The following is a 14,766-nucleotide window of genomic DNA, read 5'->3' as shown; positions in this document are numbered from 1 at the left end:
CATGGTTAGATTAGAGAAGAACGATCCGTTAATGTTGGCGCGCCAGCTACCATTAAAAACAGTTGCCCTGATACTCGCGGGCGGGCGTGGTACCCGTCTGAAAGATTTGACCATCAAGCGCGCTAAACCGGCCGTTCACTTTGGTGGTAAGTTCCGTATTATCGATTTTGCACTGTCAAACTGCCTGAACTCAGGCATTCGCCGTATTGGCGTCATTACCCAATATCAGTCGCACACGCTGGTGCAGCACATTCAGCGCGGCTGGTCATTCTTCAGCGAAGAGATGAACGAGTTTGTCGATCTGCTCCCGGCGCAGCAGCGCGTTCACGGGGAGAACTGGTACCGCGGCACGGCGGATGCCGTGACCCAGAACCTCGACATCATTCGCCGCTACAACGCGGAATACATCGTTATCCTCGCCGGGGACCACATCTACAAGCAAGATTACTCCCACATGCTGATCGACCACGTCGAAAAAGGGGCGCGCTGCACCGTGGCGTGCCTGCCGGTGCCTGTTGCGGAAGCAACCGCGTTTGGCGTGATGCATGTAGATGGCGACGACAAGATTATCGACTTTGTCGAAAAACCGGCGAACCCGCCAACCATGCCGGGAGATGACACCAAATCGCTCGCCAGCATGGGGATCTATGTCTTTGACGCCGATTATCTTTATGAACTGCTGGAAGAGGACGACAAAGACGAGAACTCCAGTCACGACTTCGGCAAAGACATTATCCCGAAAATTACCAAAGCTGGCATGGCGTATGCACATCCTTTCCCGCTGTCCTGCGTGCAGTCCGATCCGAATGCGGAACCTTACTGGCGCGATGTGGGAACGCTGGAAGCGTACTGGAAAGCCAACCTCGATCTTGCGTCCGTCACGCCTGAGCTGGATATGTACGACCAGAACTGGCCGATTCGCACCCATATGGAATCGCTGCCGCCGGCGAAGTTCGTCCAGGACCGCTCCGGCAGCCACGGTATGACGCTCAACTCGCTGGTCTCTGGCGGGTGCATTATCTCCGGTTCGGTGGTGGTGCAGTCCGTGCTGTTCCCGCGCGTGCGTATAAACTCATTCTGTAATATCGATTCGGCAGTCCTGCTGCCGGATGTCTGGGTAGGGCGCTCATGTCGTCTGCGTCGCTGCGTTATCGACCGTGCCTGCGTCATTCCCGAAGGGATGGTGATTGGGGAAAACGCGGAAGAAGATGCGCGTCGTTTCTACCGTTCGGAAGAGGGGATCGTGTTAGTAACACGGGAAATGTTGCGGAAGCTGCAAATCAAACAGGAGCGATGATGCAGGTTTTACACGTATGTTCTGAGATGTTCCCGTTGTTAAAAACGGGCGGACTGGCGGATGTTCTTGGTGCACTACCGGCGGCGCAAATTGCCGGAGGGGTGGATACCCGCGTGTTGTTGCCCGCTTTTCCGGATATCCGGCGTGGTATTCCCGATGCAAAGGTTGTTACCCGTCGCGAGACCTTCGCGGGACGTATCACCCTGCTGTTTGGACATTACAATGGCACAGGGATTTACCTGATTGATGCCCCGCATTTATACGATCGACCCGGCAGCCCGTATCACGATACCAACCTGTACGCCTATACCGATAACGTGCTGCGCTTTGCCCTGCTCGGCTGGGTGGGGGCGGAGATGGCCGTCGGGCTGGATCCGTTCTGGCGTCCGAACGTGGTGCACGCGCACGACTGGCACGCGGGGCTGGCTCCTGCGTATCTGGCGGCGAAGGGGCACCCGGCCAAATCGGTGTTTACGGTGCACAACCTGGCGTATCAGGGCATGTATTACGCGCATCATATGAATGACATCGATCTGCCATGGTCGTTCTTTAACATGCACGGGCTGGAGTTTAACGGACAGATTTCGTTCCTGAAGGCGGGTCTGTACTACGCCGACCATATCACGGCGGTCAGCCCAACCTACGCGCGTGAAATTACCCAGCCGGAGTTCGGTTACGGTATGGAAGGGCTGCTGCAACAGCGCCACCGTGAAGGTCGTCTGTCGGGCATTCTGAACGGCGTAGATGAACAGATCTGGAATCCGGAAACGGACCTCCTGCTGGCGGCGCGCTATGGACGCGACTCCGTGGAGGACAAAGCGGAGAACAAGCGCCAGCTACAGATTGCGATGGGGCTGAAGGTCAACGACAAGGTACCGCTGTTTGCGGTGGTCAGCCGCCTGACCAGCCAGAAAGGGCTGGATCTGGTGCTGGAAGCGCTGCCGGGATTACTGGAGCAGGGTGGGCAACTGGCGCTGCTCGGCGCGGGCGACCCGGTATTGCAGGAAGGTTTCCTTGCGGCCGCGGCGGAACATCCGGGGCAGGTGGGCGTGCAGATTGGCTATCACGAAGCGTTCTCGCACCGCATCATGGGCGGCGCGGACGTGATTCTGGTGCCGAGCCGTTTCGAGCCCTGCGGCCTGACGCAGCTCTATGGTCTGAAATACGGTACGTTGCCGCTGGTACGCCGCACGGGCGGGCTGGCGGATACGGTGTCTGACAGCTCCCTGGAAAACCTGGCGGATGGTATCGCCAGCGGGTTTGTTTTCGAGGACAGTAATGCCTGGTCGCTGCTTCGGGCGATCCGGCGTGCTTTCGTCTTGTGGTCCCGTCCATCCCTGTGGCGTTACGTACAACGTCAGGCGATGTCCATGGACTTTGGCTGGCACGTTGCGGCGCAGTCCTACCGCGACCTTTATCAACGCTTGATGTAACGAGGCGAAGTTACTGATATGAATGCTCCATTTAGCTACTCTTCCCCCACGCTCAGCGTTGAGGCGTTGAAACACTCCATCGCCTATAAGCTGATGTTTACCATTGGGAAAGATCCCGTAATTGCCAACAAACATGAGTGGCTGAACGCCACGCTGTTTGCGGTGCGCGATCGTATGGTCGAACGCTGGCTGCGCTCCAACCGCGCCCAGCTCTCGCAGGAGACGCGACAGGTGTATTACCTGTCGATGGAGTTTCTGATTGGTCGCACCCTCTCCAATGCGCTGTTATCGCTCGGGATTTATGACGACGTCAAAAACGCACTGGAAGAGATGGGGCTGGATTTAGAAGAGCTGATTGACGAAGAGAACGACCCGGGGTTGGGTAACGGTGGTCTCGGGCGTCTTGCCGCCTGCTTCCTCGATTCACTGGCGACGCTGGCGCTGCCGGGGCGCGGCTACGGTATTCGCTACGACTACGGCATGTTCAAGCAGAACATCGTGGATGGCCGTCAGAAAGAGTCCCCGGACTACTGGCTGGAGTACGGTAACCCGTGGGAGTTCAAGCGCCACAACACGCGCTACAAGGTGCGTTTTGGCGGGCGTATTCAGCAGGAAGGTAAAAAATCCCGCTGGGTGGAAACCGAGGAGATCCTGGCCGTGGCCTACGACCAGATCATCCCCGGCTACGACACCGATGCGACCAATACGCTGCGCCTGTGGAACGCGCAGGCCAGTAGCGAGATCAACCTGGGTAAATTCAACCAGGGCGACTACTTCGCGGCGGTGGAAGATAAAAACCACTCTGAGAACGTGTCCCGCGTCCTGTATCCGGATGACTCGACCTACTCAGGCCGCGAGCTGCGCCTGCGTCAGGAGTATTTCCTCGTCTCAGCAACGATTCAGGATATCCTTAGCCGTCACTATCAGCTGCACAAAACCTATGCGAATCTGGCGGAAAAAACCGCTATTCACCTCAACGATACCCATCCGGTGCTGTCGATCCCTGAGCTGATGCGCCTGCTGATTGACGAGCATAAGTTCAGCTGGGGTGACGCGTTTGAAGTAACCTGCCAGGTGTTCTCGTACACTAACCATACGCTGATGAGTGAAGCGCTGGAGACGTGGCCGGTGGATATGCTCGGCAAAATTCTGCCGCGCCATCTGCAAATCATCTTCGAGATCAACGACTACTTCCTCAAGACCTTGCAGGAGCAGTACCCGAACGATACCGGTCTGCTGAGCCGCGCCTCGATCATTGATGAATCCAACGGGCGTCGCGTACGCATGGCCTGGCTGGCGGTGGTGATCAGCCACAAGGTCAACGGCGTATCAGAGCTGCATTCGAACCTGATGGTGCAGTCGCTGTTTGCGGACTTCGCGAAGATCTTCCCGACGCGTTTCTGCAACGTGACCAACGGCGTCACCCCGCGCCGCTGGCTGGCGCTGGCGAACCAGCCGCTCTCCGACGTTCTGGATGAGAACATTGGCCGTACCTGGCGCACCGATTTGAGCCAGCTGAGCGAGCTTGAGCAGCACATCGATTTCCCGACGGTGAACAAAGCGGTACGGGAAGCCAAGCTGCTGAACAAGAAGCGTCTGGCGGTCTGGCTGGCGATGCATCTGAACGTGGTGGCGAACCCGAAAGCGCTGTTCGACGTGCAGATCAAACGTATCCACGAGTACAAGCGTCAGCTGATGAATGTCCTGCACGTCATTACCCACTACAACCGCATTAAGGCTGACCCGACGGCGGAGTGGGTGCCGCGTGTGAAAATCTTTGCCGGTAAGGCGGCCTCCGCGTATTACATGGCGAAGCACATCATTCATCTCATCAACGATGTGGCGAAGGTGGTGAACCACGATCCGGACATTGGCGATAAGCTGAAGGTAGTGTTTATCCCGAACTACAGCGTAAGCCTGGCGCAGCTGATTATTCCGGCGGCGGATCTCTCTGAGCAGATTTCCACGGCGGGGACGGAAGCATCCGGCACCAGCAACATGAAGTTTGCCCTGAACGGCGCGCTGACTATCGGCACGCTGGACGGCGCAAATGTCGAAATGCTGGAGCATGTGGGCGCGGAGAATATCTTTATCTTCGGGAATACGGCGGAAGAGGTGGAGGCGCTACGCAAGCAGGGCTACTCGCCGCGTGAGTATTATGAAGAGGATGAAGAGTTACGCCAGGTGCTGACGCAAATCGCAACCGGAGTGTTTAACCCTGAGGAGCCTGGGCGCTATCGTGACCTGGTGGACTCGCTGATTAACTTTGGCGATCACTATCAGGTGCTGGCGGATTACCGCAGCTACGTGGATTGTCAGGATAAGGTGGACGAACTGTACCGTCAGCAGGAGAAGTGGACCAGCACCGCGATGCATAACATCGCCAACATGGGCTACTTCTCGTCAGACAGGACCATCAAAGAGTATGCCGAGAATATCTGGCATATTGATCCGGTGCGGTTGTAAAAACAAAGCCCGGTGGCGCTGCGCTTACCGGGCCTACGGGATCGAGTAGGCCGGGTAAGGCGGAGCCGACACCCGGCTTTTTTTCAATTACGACGCCAGCGACAATTCACGCTTTCCCGCATGTTGCGCCAGCCACTGCGCCACGCGAGACTGCTGCTCGGCATTCAGCCACATCCCTTCTTTAGTACGACGCCAGATGGCATCGTCCAGACGGCGCACCCACTCGTGTTCCACCAGGTAGCGCAGCTCGGCTTCGTATAGCTCATGGCCAAAATGCTCGCCCAGATCGGCAATCTCTTTCGCGTCGCCGAGGAATAGTTCGGTGTTGCTGCCGTAGGTGCGGGCGTAGTGGCGCGCCATGCCTTCGGTAATGAACGGGAAGCGGCGACGCAGCTTCGCGGCGTAATCGTCGCGGTTATCGCCGATATCGCCGCCAGGCAGCACGGCGCCTTTCGTCCACGCCGGGCCGATGCCTTTGTAATACGGCGCCAGTTTCTCCAGCGCGTGCTCCGCCAGTTTACGGTAGGTGGTGAGCTTACCGCCAAACACGGAGAGCAGCGGCGCCTGACCGTCAACGTCGTGAATATCAAGCGTATAGTCACGGGTGATGGCCTGCGGTGAGTCAGACTCGTCATCACACAGCGGACGCACGCCGGAGTAGGTCCAGACCACGTCATCGCGCGCCAGCTGTTTCTTAAAATGCGCGTTGTACACTTTCAACAGGTAGCTGACTTCACTCTCGTCGATCTCAACGTTTTTCGGATCGCCTTTGTACTCCACGTCGGTGGTGCCGATGATGGAGAACTCGTCCATCCACGGGATCACAAACACAATGCGCTTGTCTTCATTTTGCAGGATATAAGCCTGTTTCTGGGTATGCACGCGCGGCACCACGATGTGGCTGCCCTTAATCAGGCGGATGCCGTACGGTGAAGGCAGGTGCATGCCGTCGTCGAAGAACTGTTTCACCCACGGGCCGGTGGCATTCACCAGGCCGCGCGCTTTCCAGCTAAACTTCTCGCCGGTATCCACGTCTTCCGCTTCCACAATCCACAGGCCGTTTTCGCGGCGTGCGGCGGTGGCGCGGGTGCGGGTTTTCACCTCGCCGCCTTTCTTCTCGACCATCTGCGCGTTAGCCAGTACCAGACGCGCATCGTCCACCCAGCAGTCGGAATATTCGAAACCGCGCACGATTTCAGGCTTAAGGACCGATTCTGAGCCAAAACGCAAACCGGTTGAACCCGGCAGGCTGGTGCGTTTACCCAGATGATCGTACATAAACAGACCGATGCGGATCATCCACGCCGGACGCAGATGCGGGCGATGGGGCAGGCGGAAGCGCATCGGGATCGCCAGATGCGGGGCCATTTTCAGCAGCACTTCGCGTTCGGCCAGCGCTTCGCTGACCAGGCGGAATTCGTAGTGTTCCAGGTAGCGCAGGCCACCGTGGATCAGCTTGGAGCTGGCGGACGACGTCGCGCAGGCGAGATCGTTAGCTTCCAGCATCAGCACGGATAAACCGCGTCCTGCGGCATCAACCGCAATACCGGCACCGTTGATGCCACCGCCTATCACAATCAGATCTTTGGTTTCCATAACACCCTCATGCACTTTCGTTAAAGCTCAAAAATGTTCGATATCGCTCATAATAGCAAAGGAACGCGCTTTTGGTAACATCAAAAAAACAATTTAGAGTGATATGGATAACATAATGGCGTTTACCCGCCGCCAGGACGTACACTACGGGGTAAAATCGTGCGGTCTGATGCCCTCACCCCAGCCCTCTCCCTCCGGGAGAGGGTAGGGTGAGGGGAAAACCGCACCACACCTGAATATAAGATGAGAACACCATGGATCAGTTTGAATGTATTAACGTAGAAGAAGCCCACCAGAAGATGCACCAGGGAAAAGCGGTGCTGGTGGATATCCGCGATCCGCAGAGCTTTGCGATGGGCCACACGCCGGGCGCGTTCCATCTCACCAACGACACGCTGGGCGCGTTTATGCGCGATAACGACTTCGATACCCCGGTGATGGTGATGTGCTATCACGGCAACAGCAGTAAAGGCGCGGCGCAGTATCTGCTCCAGCAGGGTTACGAGGCGGTATACAGCGTCGATGGCGGCTTCGATGCCTGGCATCGTCATTTCCCGGCAGAAGTTGAATACGCGTTTGAGCGCTGATCCCGCTATACTGTCCCCTTTTGTGTGGAAATAAGCGACCGCTGCCCATGTTGATGATCACCTCTTTTAGCAACCCGCGCGTCGCCCAGGCGTTTGTCGACTATATGGCGACGCAGGGCATTATCCTGACTATTCAGCAGCATACACAGACGGATGTCTGGCTGGCAGACGAAAGCCAGGCTGGGCGCGTGAACGCCGAGCTGGCGCGTTTCCTGGAAAACCCGGGCGACCCGCGTTATCTGGTGGCAAGCTGGCAATCCGGCCAGACCGGCAGTGGCCTGCACTATCAACGTTTTCCGTTTCTCGCCACCCTCCGCGAGCGCGCAGGACCGTTTACGCTGCTTTTAATGGTAGCCTGCATCATCGTCTTCATTATTATGAGCGTGGTGGGTGACCAGAGCGTGATGATTGCCCTCGCATGGCCGTACGATCCCTCCCTGCAATTTGACGTCTGGCGCTACTTCACGCATGCGCTGATGCACTTCTCGGTGATGCATATCCTCTTTAACCTGCTGTGGTGGTGGTATCTCGGCGGGGCGGTGGAGAAGCGGCTCGGCAGCGGCAAGCTGATTGTGATCACCCTTATCAGCGCCCTGTTAAGCGGCTACGTGCAGCATAAATTCAGCGGTCCATGGTTCGGCGGGTTATCCGGCGTGGTGTACGCCCTGATGGGTTACGCCTGGCTCAGAGGCGAGCGCGACCCGGATAGCGGCATCTATTTACAACGTGGATTAATAACCTTTGCGTTAATATGGCTTATTGCCGGATGGTTTGATCTGTTTGGTATGTCTATCGCCAATGGTGCGCACGTTACCGGCCTGGCGGTCGGGCTGGCGATGGCGTTGGCCGATACGCTCCATGCGCGAAAGCGAACATAATTCCCAGGGATATTTCATGAAACAAACACAACGTCATGACGCCATTATCGAACTGGTAAAAAAACAGGGATACGTCAGTACTGAAGAGCTGGTGGAGCAGTTTGCCGTTAGCCCGCAAACCATCCGTCGTGACCTCAACGACCTGGCCGATCAGAACCGTATTCTGCGTCACCACGGCGGTGCCGCGCTGCCGTCCAGCTCGGTGAACACCTCATGGCATGACCGTAAGGCGACGCAAACGGCAGAGAAAGAGCGTATCGCCCGTAAAGTGGCGAGCCAGATCCCGAACGGCGCGACGCTGTTTATTGATATCGGCACCACGCCGGAAGCGGTCGCCCATGCGCTGCTGAACCACGAGAACCTCCGCGTGGTGACCAACAACCTGAACGTGGCCAACACGTTGATGCAGAAAGACGATTTCCGCATCATACTCGCGGGCGGCGAACTGCGCAGCCGCGACGGGGGCATTATCGGCGAAGCGACGCTCGATTTTATCTCTCAGTTTCGCCTCGATTTCGGCATTCTGGGGATCAGCGGCATCGACACCGACGGCTCGCTGCTGGAGTTTGATTACCACGAGGTGCGCACCAAGCGCGCGATCATTGAAAACTCACGTCATGTGATGCTGGTGGTGGATCACTCCAAGTTTGGTCGTAACGCGATGGTGAACATGGGCAGCATCAGCATGGTGGATGCGGTTTATACTGATGTGATGCCACCGGCGGGCGTGATGCAGGTGATTAAAGATAATAATTTGCAGTTAGAGTTATGTTGAGAAGCCATTCTCCCTCTCCCTGTGGGAGAGGGCCGGGGTGAGGGCATCAGACCGCAGAGGATTTACACTCCGTACCCCATCATCTTCAACAGCTGCTGCGCATGCTGCACCGCATCCTGACGGTGCGCCACGCCCAGCTTCTGATACAGATTGCGAATGTGCGTTTTGATGGTGGTCGCCGCCACCGCCAGCTCGCCGGCAATCTGCTCGTTGCTGTAGCCGGAATAGATCAGCCCCAGCACCTGCCATTCACGCTGGGTGAGCGGGCTGGTACGGATAAGCTCCGGCACTTCCGGATGGTTCAGCAGACGTTCAACAAAGTTCTCATCGAAGTGCGCAAACTTGTGGCGATGATGCTGGTTAATCTCGCGCAGAATGCGCTGGGCGCGATGCTGATCGAGTTCCGGCAGCGTGTTGAGTTGAATCAGCTGGCGCAGCTGCTGGGCCATCACTTCACCCTCAATCACAAAGTGGCTGATAAACCCGGTGCGGTTCGCCAGCTGCAACGCTTCCAGCAGTACGCGCTGGGCATCGTTTTTACGTCCTGCCTGCCAGTAAAGCTGGTTTAACAGCAGCAGGTTGCGGTTTAAATCGCTCATCAGGCGCAGGCTGCGGGCGTTTTCGTTTAACTCTTCCAGCACAATCTCGGCAGGCTCGAAGTCACCCAGCAGGATCTGCACGCGGGCAATATTGCGCCACTGGCTTTGCAGGAAGTGGTTATTGGCAAATTCCGGTTTAGGCGTGTGACGCAGCCAGTTGGCGGCGGACTTTTTATCGCCGGTCATCTGCCAGTAAATCACCCTGACCTTATCGGCGTTGGAGACCCAGTCGCTATGGTACTGTCCGTTGCCGAGCAGATTTTCCAGGCGGTTAAGGTGGTTACGGGCATTATCCAGGTCGCCGCGTGCCAGCGAGCACTGCACCAGCAGAGCCAGACACTGGAGCTGCTGCTGCGGCTGGAAGCTCGAAAGGACATTCAGACCCTGGCGGGCGCAGCTTTCTGCTTCATCCAGACGCGACCATGCCCACAGCAGCTGAGCGCGAATACGCAACAGGAACTCGTGCATCGGCAGCTGTTCCAGATGTTGTTCACGGATCAGCTGGAACGCTTTCTCCTGGTTTTCCCAGGCGGCTTGCAGGAACCCCTGAGCAAATAAAATCTCGCTTTGCTGGATCAGGCTCCACAGGGCGTAATGCCAGACATCGTGGCGGCGCGCCATCTGTTCGGTTTGCTGCATGAGTGAAAGCGAACGCGTGAGATCGCCCTTACAGTGCAGCACTTCGCCGTGTACCGAGGTGGCCACAATACGGCTGTAAAAATTCGCCAGCGGCAGCTCATCCAGCGCGACCATCGCCAGCCGTTCAGCTTCATCCGGGTCCCCGTCGTTAATCGCCACCTGTGCGCGCAGGGCGTTAAATTCGCCGTGCAGGGTGGTATCCATCTCGCTTTCCATCTCCTGCTCGGCGCGCGCCAGCAGGGTGTTCACTTCGCTGTAACGATGCTGGCTCTGCATCAGCCAGGCCTGGAGCAGCACCAGACGCGGATTCTCCAGCAGGCTTTCCCAAGGCAGCGCTTTTAACGACTCTTCCAGCAGCGTCAGTTCGCTGTGGTTGAACAGTCCCCACGCGTGGTTGAGCAGAATATCGCGCAGCATACCGGCATCCCCGGCGGCCAGCGCATGGTGGATAGCCTCGCTCGGGAAACCTTGCGCCATCCAGCTTTCGGCGGCGGCGCGGTGAATGTCAGGCAGCTCTGCGGCCAGTTCCCACTGGCAACGCTGGCGCAGGAAGCTGCCAAACAGCGGATGGTAGCTAAACCATTCGCCGGGATCGTCCATGCGCGTCAGGAACAGACCCTGACGTTCAATCTCTTCGAGCTGAAGCTGCCCGTTTTCAATACCGGTGACGCGCACAATCAGCGCATCATTCATGGAGCGCAGCAGGGAGCTTTTCAGCAGGAAATGGCGGGTGGAGAGGTCAACGCTATCGAGTACCTCATCCACCAGATAATCCGACAGGTGGCTGGCGTTGATGCCCGCCAGGCGGCGTGCGGACTGATGCGTCGGGCTGTTGTTTTGCCGCGCGGAGAGGGCAATCAGCTGAAGCGCCGTGGCCCAGCCGGCAACGTCATCGCACAGGCGGCTGCTTTCAGACGCCTCAATCGGAGACGTCAGACGGCAGTCAAAGAACTGCTTCGCTTCCTGATGGGTAAAGGCCAGCTGCTGACTGCCGATTTCCAGAAGCTGATCGCGCACCCGCAGGTTGGCAATGCCCAACTGCGGAAGGTTACGCGACAGGACAACCAGCGTCAGGTTTTCCGGCTGATGGCGCAGGAAGAAACGCATGGACTCGTGAATAACCGGGTTGGTGATCAGATGATAATCATCAATTACCACATACAGCGGGCGATGCCATTCGGCCAGCTCGATAAACAGCTGGGAGAAAAGAGAGGACAGGCTGGCGTACTGGCGCTTTTGCACCATCACCTCGCTGGTGACGCAGTGTCCGTTGGTCGCCTGCTGAATCGCGGCAATTAAATAGCTGGCAAAACGCTCCTGCTGGTTATCACCTTCATCCAGGGAGTACCAGCCAAGATCGCTTTTACCTGCCGCCCATTGCGAAATGAGCGTTGTTTTTCCATAACCCGCAGGACTCGTAACCAGCGCCAGTCGGAAATTATGCGCACCGGAAAGTTTAGCCAGCAGGCGCTCGCGGACCACAGTATGGTCAAGACGAACCGGGCGACTTAATTTGGACGGAATCAACATAGTTTTCACTTCACTGTGGGGAACGAGAGAATTTATTTTTTTTGCGCTTCGTAATTAATATCTATAAGTTCGGCCAATAGAGGAACTATTGCAAGTTATGTCTGGGTTTGGAGGCTCTGAATTTGCACTCTGTCACAAAACATTCTCATCACTGATGGAACTTTCCGTAAATGGCTGGATGCCGCGCTGCTTCTGGCTTGTCTGCATGACGCTCGGTTGCGCTGAAACTGGTTTCAGAAAGAGATAATGCCGGTGAAGTTAATTAACTTTGGGGAAAGTTGCATGGGCTTAATAGTGGTGCTGAATAATCCCGACGCGCGGAAATATTATTCTACGTAAGTAATCATTTCAGCGATGATTAATTTCTTCCGAAACTGCATTTCATTTCTTTGACGTTCTTCCGGGATCGCTTTTTCCGCGAAGCGCACACTTACACAGTGGCCTCGATCACACTTTTATGCTCATCCCCGCTACTCCTCCCTGCCTAATCCCCGACAGGAGGAGGAAGAGGCGCAATGAGCCAGGCACACTAGCGCCAAATGTGTTTTCTCTCTACAGGATGCCGATTCCCTATGTCACAGCCTACTTTCAACAAAGCTCAATTTCAGGCTGCCCTGACGCGTCAGTGGCAGCGTTTTGGCCTTCATGCTGCAAACGAGATGACGCCTCACCAGTGGTGGCAGGCGGTGAGCGGGGCGCTCGCAGAACAGCTGGACGCTCAGCCTGTGGCGAAGCCTGTGAAAGGCCAGCGTCACGTCAACTACATTTCGATGGAGTTCCTGATTGGCCGTCTGACGGGTAACAATCTGCTGAACCTTGGCTGGTATCAGGAGGTCGGTGACGTGCTGAAAGAACACGACATCAACCTGACCGATCTGCTGGAAGAAGAGGTTGACCCGGCGCTGGGTAACGGCGGTCTGGGACGTCTGGCAGCCTGCTTCCTGGATTCCATGGCAACGGTGGGCCAGTCGGCGATTGGCTATGGCCTGAACTATCAGTACGGCCTGTTCCGTCAGTCATTTGCCGACGGCCATCAGATGGAAGCGCCGGACGACTGGCACCGCAATACCTATCCGTGGTTCCGCCACAACGCGCAGCTGGATGTGCAGGTCGGGATTGGCGGGAAAGTCACGAAGCAGGGACTCTGGGAACCGGCGTTCACCATTACCGGTGAAGCCTGGGACCTGCCGGTACTCGGCTACCGTAACGGCGTGGCGCAGCCGCTGCGTCTGTGGCAGGCGAAGCACGCGCATCCGTTTAACCTGACCAAATTCAACGACGGTGACTTCCTGCGCGCCGAGCAGCAGGGGATCGACGCCGAGAAGCTGACCAAAGTCCTCTATCCAAACGATAATCATCTGGCGGGTAAAAAGCTGCGTCTGATGCAGCAGTACTTCCAGTGCGCCTGCTCCGTGGCGGACATTCTGCGTCGACACCACCTGGCGGGCCGCAAGCTGGCTCAACTGCCGGACTTCGAAGTTATTCAGCTTAACGACACGCATCCGACCATTGCCATCCCGGAACTGCTGCGCGTGCTGATCGACGAGCATCAGCTGAGCTGGGACGACGCCTGGGCCATCACCAGCCGCACCTTCGCCTACACCAACCACACCCTGATGCCGGAAGCGCTGGAGTGCTGGGATGAGAAGCTGGTGAAAACGCTGCTGCCGCGCCATATGCAGATCATCAATAAGATTAACGACCAGTTCAAAACGCTGGTGGAGAAAACCTGGCCGGGTGACAAAGCCGTCTGGGCGAAGCTGGCGGTGGTTCACGATAAGCAGGTACGCATGGCGAACATGTGCGTAGTAAGCGGCTTTGCGGTGAACGGCGTGGCGGCGCTGCACTCGGATCTGGTGGTCAAAGATCTGTTCCCGGAATACCACCAGCTGTGGCCGACCAAATTCCACAACGTGACCAACGGCATTACGCCGCGTCGCTGGATCAAGCAGTGCAACCCGCTGCTGGCTGGCCTGCTGGACAAGACCCTGAAGAAAGAGTGGGCCAACGATCTGGACCAGCTCATCAACCTGGAAAAATACGCTGACGACGCGAAATTCCGCGAACAGTACCGCGCGATTAAGCTGGAGAACAAAGTTCGCCTGGCGGCGTTCGTGAAAGCGCGCACCGGGATTGAGATCAACCCAAATGCGATTTTCGATATCCAGATCAAACGTCTGCACGAGTACAAACGTCAGCACCTGAACCTGCTGCACATTCTGGCGCTGTATAAAGAGATCCGCGAGAATCCACAGGCCGACCGCGTTCCGCGCGTGTTCCTGTTCGGTGCGAAAGCGGCGCCGGGCTACTACCTGGCGAAAAACATTATCCTCGCCATTAATAAAGTGGCGGCGGCGATCAACAACGATCCGAAAGTGGGCGATAAGCTGAAGGTGGTGTTCCTGCCGGACTACTGCGTTTCTGCGGCTGAAATGCTGATCCCGGCGGCGGATATTTCCGAGCAGATCTCTACCGCCGGTAAAGAAGCGTCCGGTACCGGCAACATGAAGCTGGCCCTGAACGGTGCGCTGACCGTCGGCACGCTGGACGGTGCGAACGTCGAAATTGCCGAGAAGGTCGGCGAAGAGAACATCTTTATCTTCGGCCATACTGTTGAAGAAGTGAAAGCCATCAAAGCCAAAGGGTACGACCCGGTGAAATGGCGTAAAAAAGACAAAGTGCTGGATGCGGTGCTCAAAGAGCTGGAAAGCGGGAAGTACAGCGACGGCGACAAGCACGCGTTTGACCAGATGCTGCACAGCATGGACAAACAGGGCGGCGACCCGTACCTGGTGATGGCTGACTTCTCGGCTTATGTTGAAGCGCAGAAGCAGGTCGACGTGCTGTATCGCGACCAGGATGCCTGGACCCGCGCGTGTATCCTGAACACCGCGCGCTGCGGTATGTTCAGCTCTGACCGCTCAATCCGTGATTATCAGGCTCGTATCTGGCAGGCAAAACGCTAA

The 14,766-nt window shown here is 57.0% G+C and carries 9 protein-coding genes; 7 read left to right on the top strand and 2 right to left on the bottom strand.

The window, feature by feature from the left end; genetic code table 11:
• Nucleotide 1 precedes the first annotated feature (1 nt).
• The 3 genes from glgC to glgP are packed head-to-tail and all read left to right on the top strand — an operon-like array spanning nucleotide 2 to nucleotide 5,196.
• A complete protein-coding gene (gene glgC / locus RY075_RS21605; RefSeq protein WP_003861582.1) occupies nucleotides 2–1,297 on the top strand; it encodes a glucose-1-phosphate adenylyltransferase in 1,296 nt (431 codons plus the stop codon).
• Nucleotides 1,297–2,730 (top strand): glycogen synthase GlgA, encoded by a 1,434-nt coding sequence (gene glgA / locus RY075_RS21600; RefSeq protein ID WP_003861584.1) that lies wholly within the window; start codon nucleotides 1,297–1,299, stop codon nucleotides 2,728–2,730. The genes glgC and glgA overlap by 1 nt, the downstream gene beginning before the upstream one ends.
• 18 nt (nucleotides 2,731–2,748) lie before the next feature.
• Nucleotides 2,749–5,196, top strand: coding sequence for a glycogen phosphorylase (gene glgP, locus RY075_RS21595; protein ID WP_338627955.1), 2,448 nt, complete (start codon nucleotides 2,749–2,751; stop codon nucleotides 5,194–5,196).
• A gap of 87 nt (nucleotides 5,197–5,283) precedes the next feature.
• On the opposite strand, the gene glpD is transcribed toward glgP, so the two are convergent.
• Nucleotides 5,284–6,792: a glycerol-3-phosphate dehydrogenase gene (gene glpD, locus RY075_RS21590; protein ID WP_023314965.1), complete on the bottom strand. Its 1,509-nt coding sequence runs from the start codon at nucleotides 6,790–6,792 to the stop codon at nucleotides 5,284–5,286.
• 254 nt (nucleotides 6,793–7,046) lie between these two features.
• Here glpD and glpE point away from each other — a divergent pair, with 254 nt between their 5' ends.
• Genes glpE through RY075_RS21575 form a run of 3 tightly spaced genes read left to right on the top strand, consistent with a single transcriptional unit; the run spans nucleotide 7,047 to nucleotide 9,032 of the window.
• Complete coding sequence (gene glpE, locus RY075_RS21585) at nucleotides 7,047–7,379, top strand: thiosulfate sulfurtransferase GlpE (protein ID WP_003861590.1); 333 nt, start codon at nucleotides 7,047–7,049, stop codon at nucleotides 7,377–7,379.
• A 47-nt stretch (nucleotides 7,380–7,426) separates the two neighbouring features.
• Entirely contained in the window at nucleotides 7,427–8,257 is an 831-nt protein-coding gene (glpG, locus tag RY075_RS21580) for a rhomboid family intramembrane serine protease GlpG (protein WP_338627954.1), read from the top strand.
• A gap of 16 nt (nucleotides 8,258–8,273) precedes the next feature.
• Nucleotides 8,274–9,032 (top strand): DeoR/GlpR family transcriptional regulator, encoded by a 759-nt coding sequence (locus RY075_RS21575; protein WP_003861593.1) that lies wholly within the window; start codon nucleotides 8,274–8,276, stop codon nucleotides 9,030–9,032.
• A gap of 62 nt (nucleotides 9,033–9,094) precedes the next feature.
• Here RY075_RS21575 and malT read toward each other — a convergent pair whose 3' ends face one another.
• A complete protein-coding gene (gene malT, locus RY075_RS21570; RefSeq protein WP_045142189.1) occupies nucleotides 9,095–11,800 on the bottom strand; it encodes an HTH-type transcriptional regulator MalT in 2,706 nt (901 codons plus the stop codon).
• Between the two features lie 572 nt (nucleotides 11,801–12,372).
• On the opposite strand from malT, the gene malP reads away from it, so the two are divergent.
• Nucleotides 12,373–14,766: a maltodextrin phosphorylase gene (malP, locus tag RY075_RS21565; protein WP_045330047.1), complete on the top strand. Its 2,394-nt coding sequence runs from the start codon at nucleotides 12,373–12,375 to the stop codon at nucleotides 14,764–14,766.

It is taken from the genome of Enterobacter sp. JJBC, assembly GCF_036936505.1.
Lineage (GTDB): Bacteria > Pseudomonadota > Gammaproteobacteria > Enterobacterales > Enterobacteriaceae > Enterobacter > Enterobacter hormaechei_C.
This window is presented reverse-complemented; position numbering and strand designations above follow the sequence as displayed.

What these genes read in the sequence shown, in the direction of transcription:
- glgC (WP_003861582.1), top strand. Translation starts at nt 2, where the DNA reads ATGGTTAGATTAGAGAAGAACGATCCGTTAATGTTGGCGCGCCAGCTA.
- glgA (WP_003861584.1), top strand. Translation starts at nt 1,297, where the DNA reads ATGCAGGTTTTACACGTATGTTCTGAGATGTTCCCGTTGTTAAAAACG.
- glgP (WP_338627955.1), top strand. Translation starts at nt 2,749, where the DNA reads ATGAATGCTCCATTTAGCTACTCTTCCCCCACGCTCAGCGTTGAGGCG.
- glpD (WP_023314965.1), bottom strand. Translation starts at nt 6,792, where the DNA reads ATGGAAACCAAAGATCTGATTGTGATAGGCGGTGGCATCAACGGTGCC.
- glpE (WP_003861590.1), top strand. Translation starts at nt 7,047, where the DNA reads ATGGATCAGTTTGAATGTATTAACGTAGAAGAAGCCCACCAGAAGATG.
- glpG (WP_338627954.1), top strand. Translation starts at nt 7,427, where the DNA reads ATGTTGATGATCACCTCTTTTAGCAACCCGCGCGTCGCCCAGGCGTTT.
- RY075_RS21575 (WP_003861593.1), top strand. Translation starts at nt 8,274, where the DNA reads ATGAAACAAACACAACGTCATGACGCCATTATCGAACTGGTAAAAAAA.
- malT (WP_045142189.1), bottom strand. Translation starts at nt 11,800, where the DNA reads ATGTTGATTCCGTCCAAATTAAGTCGCCCGGTTCGTCTTGACCATACT.
- malP (WP_045330047.1), top strand. Translation starts at nt 12,373, where the DNA reads ATGTCACAGCCTACTTTCAACAAAGCTCAATTTCAGGCTGCCCTGACG.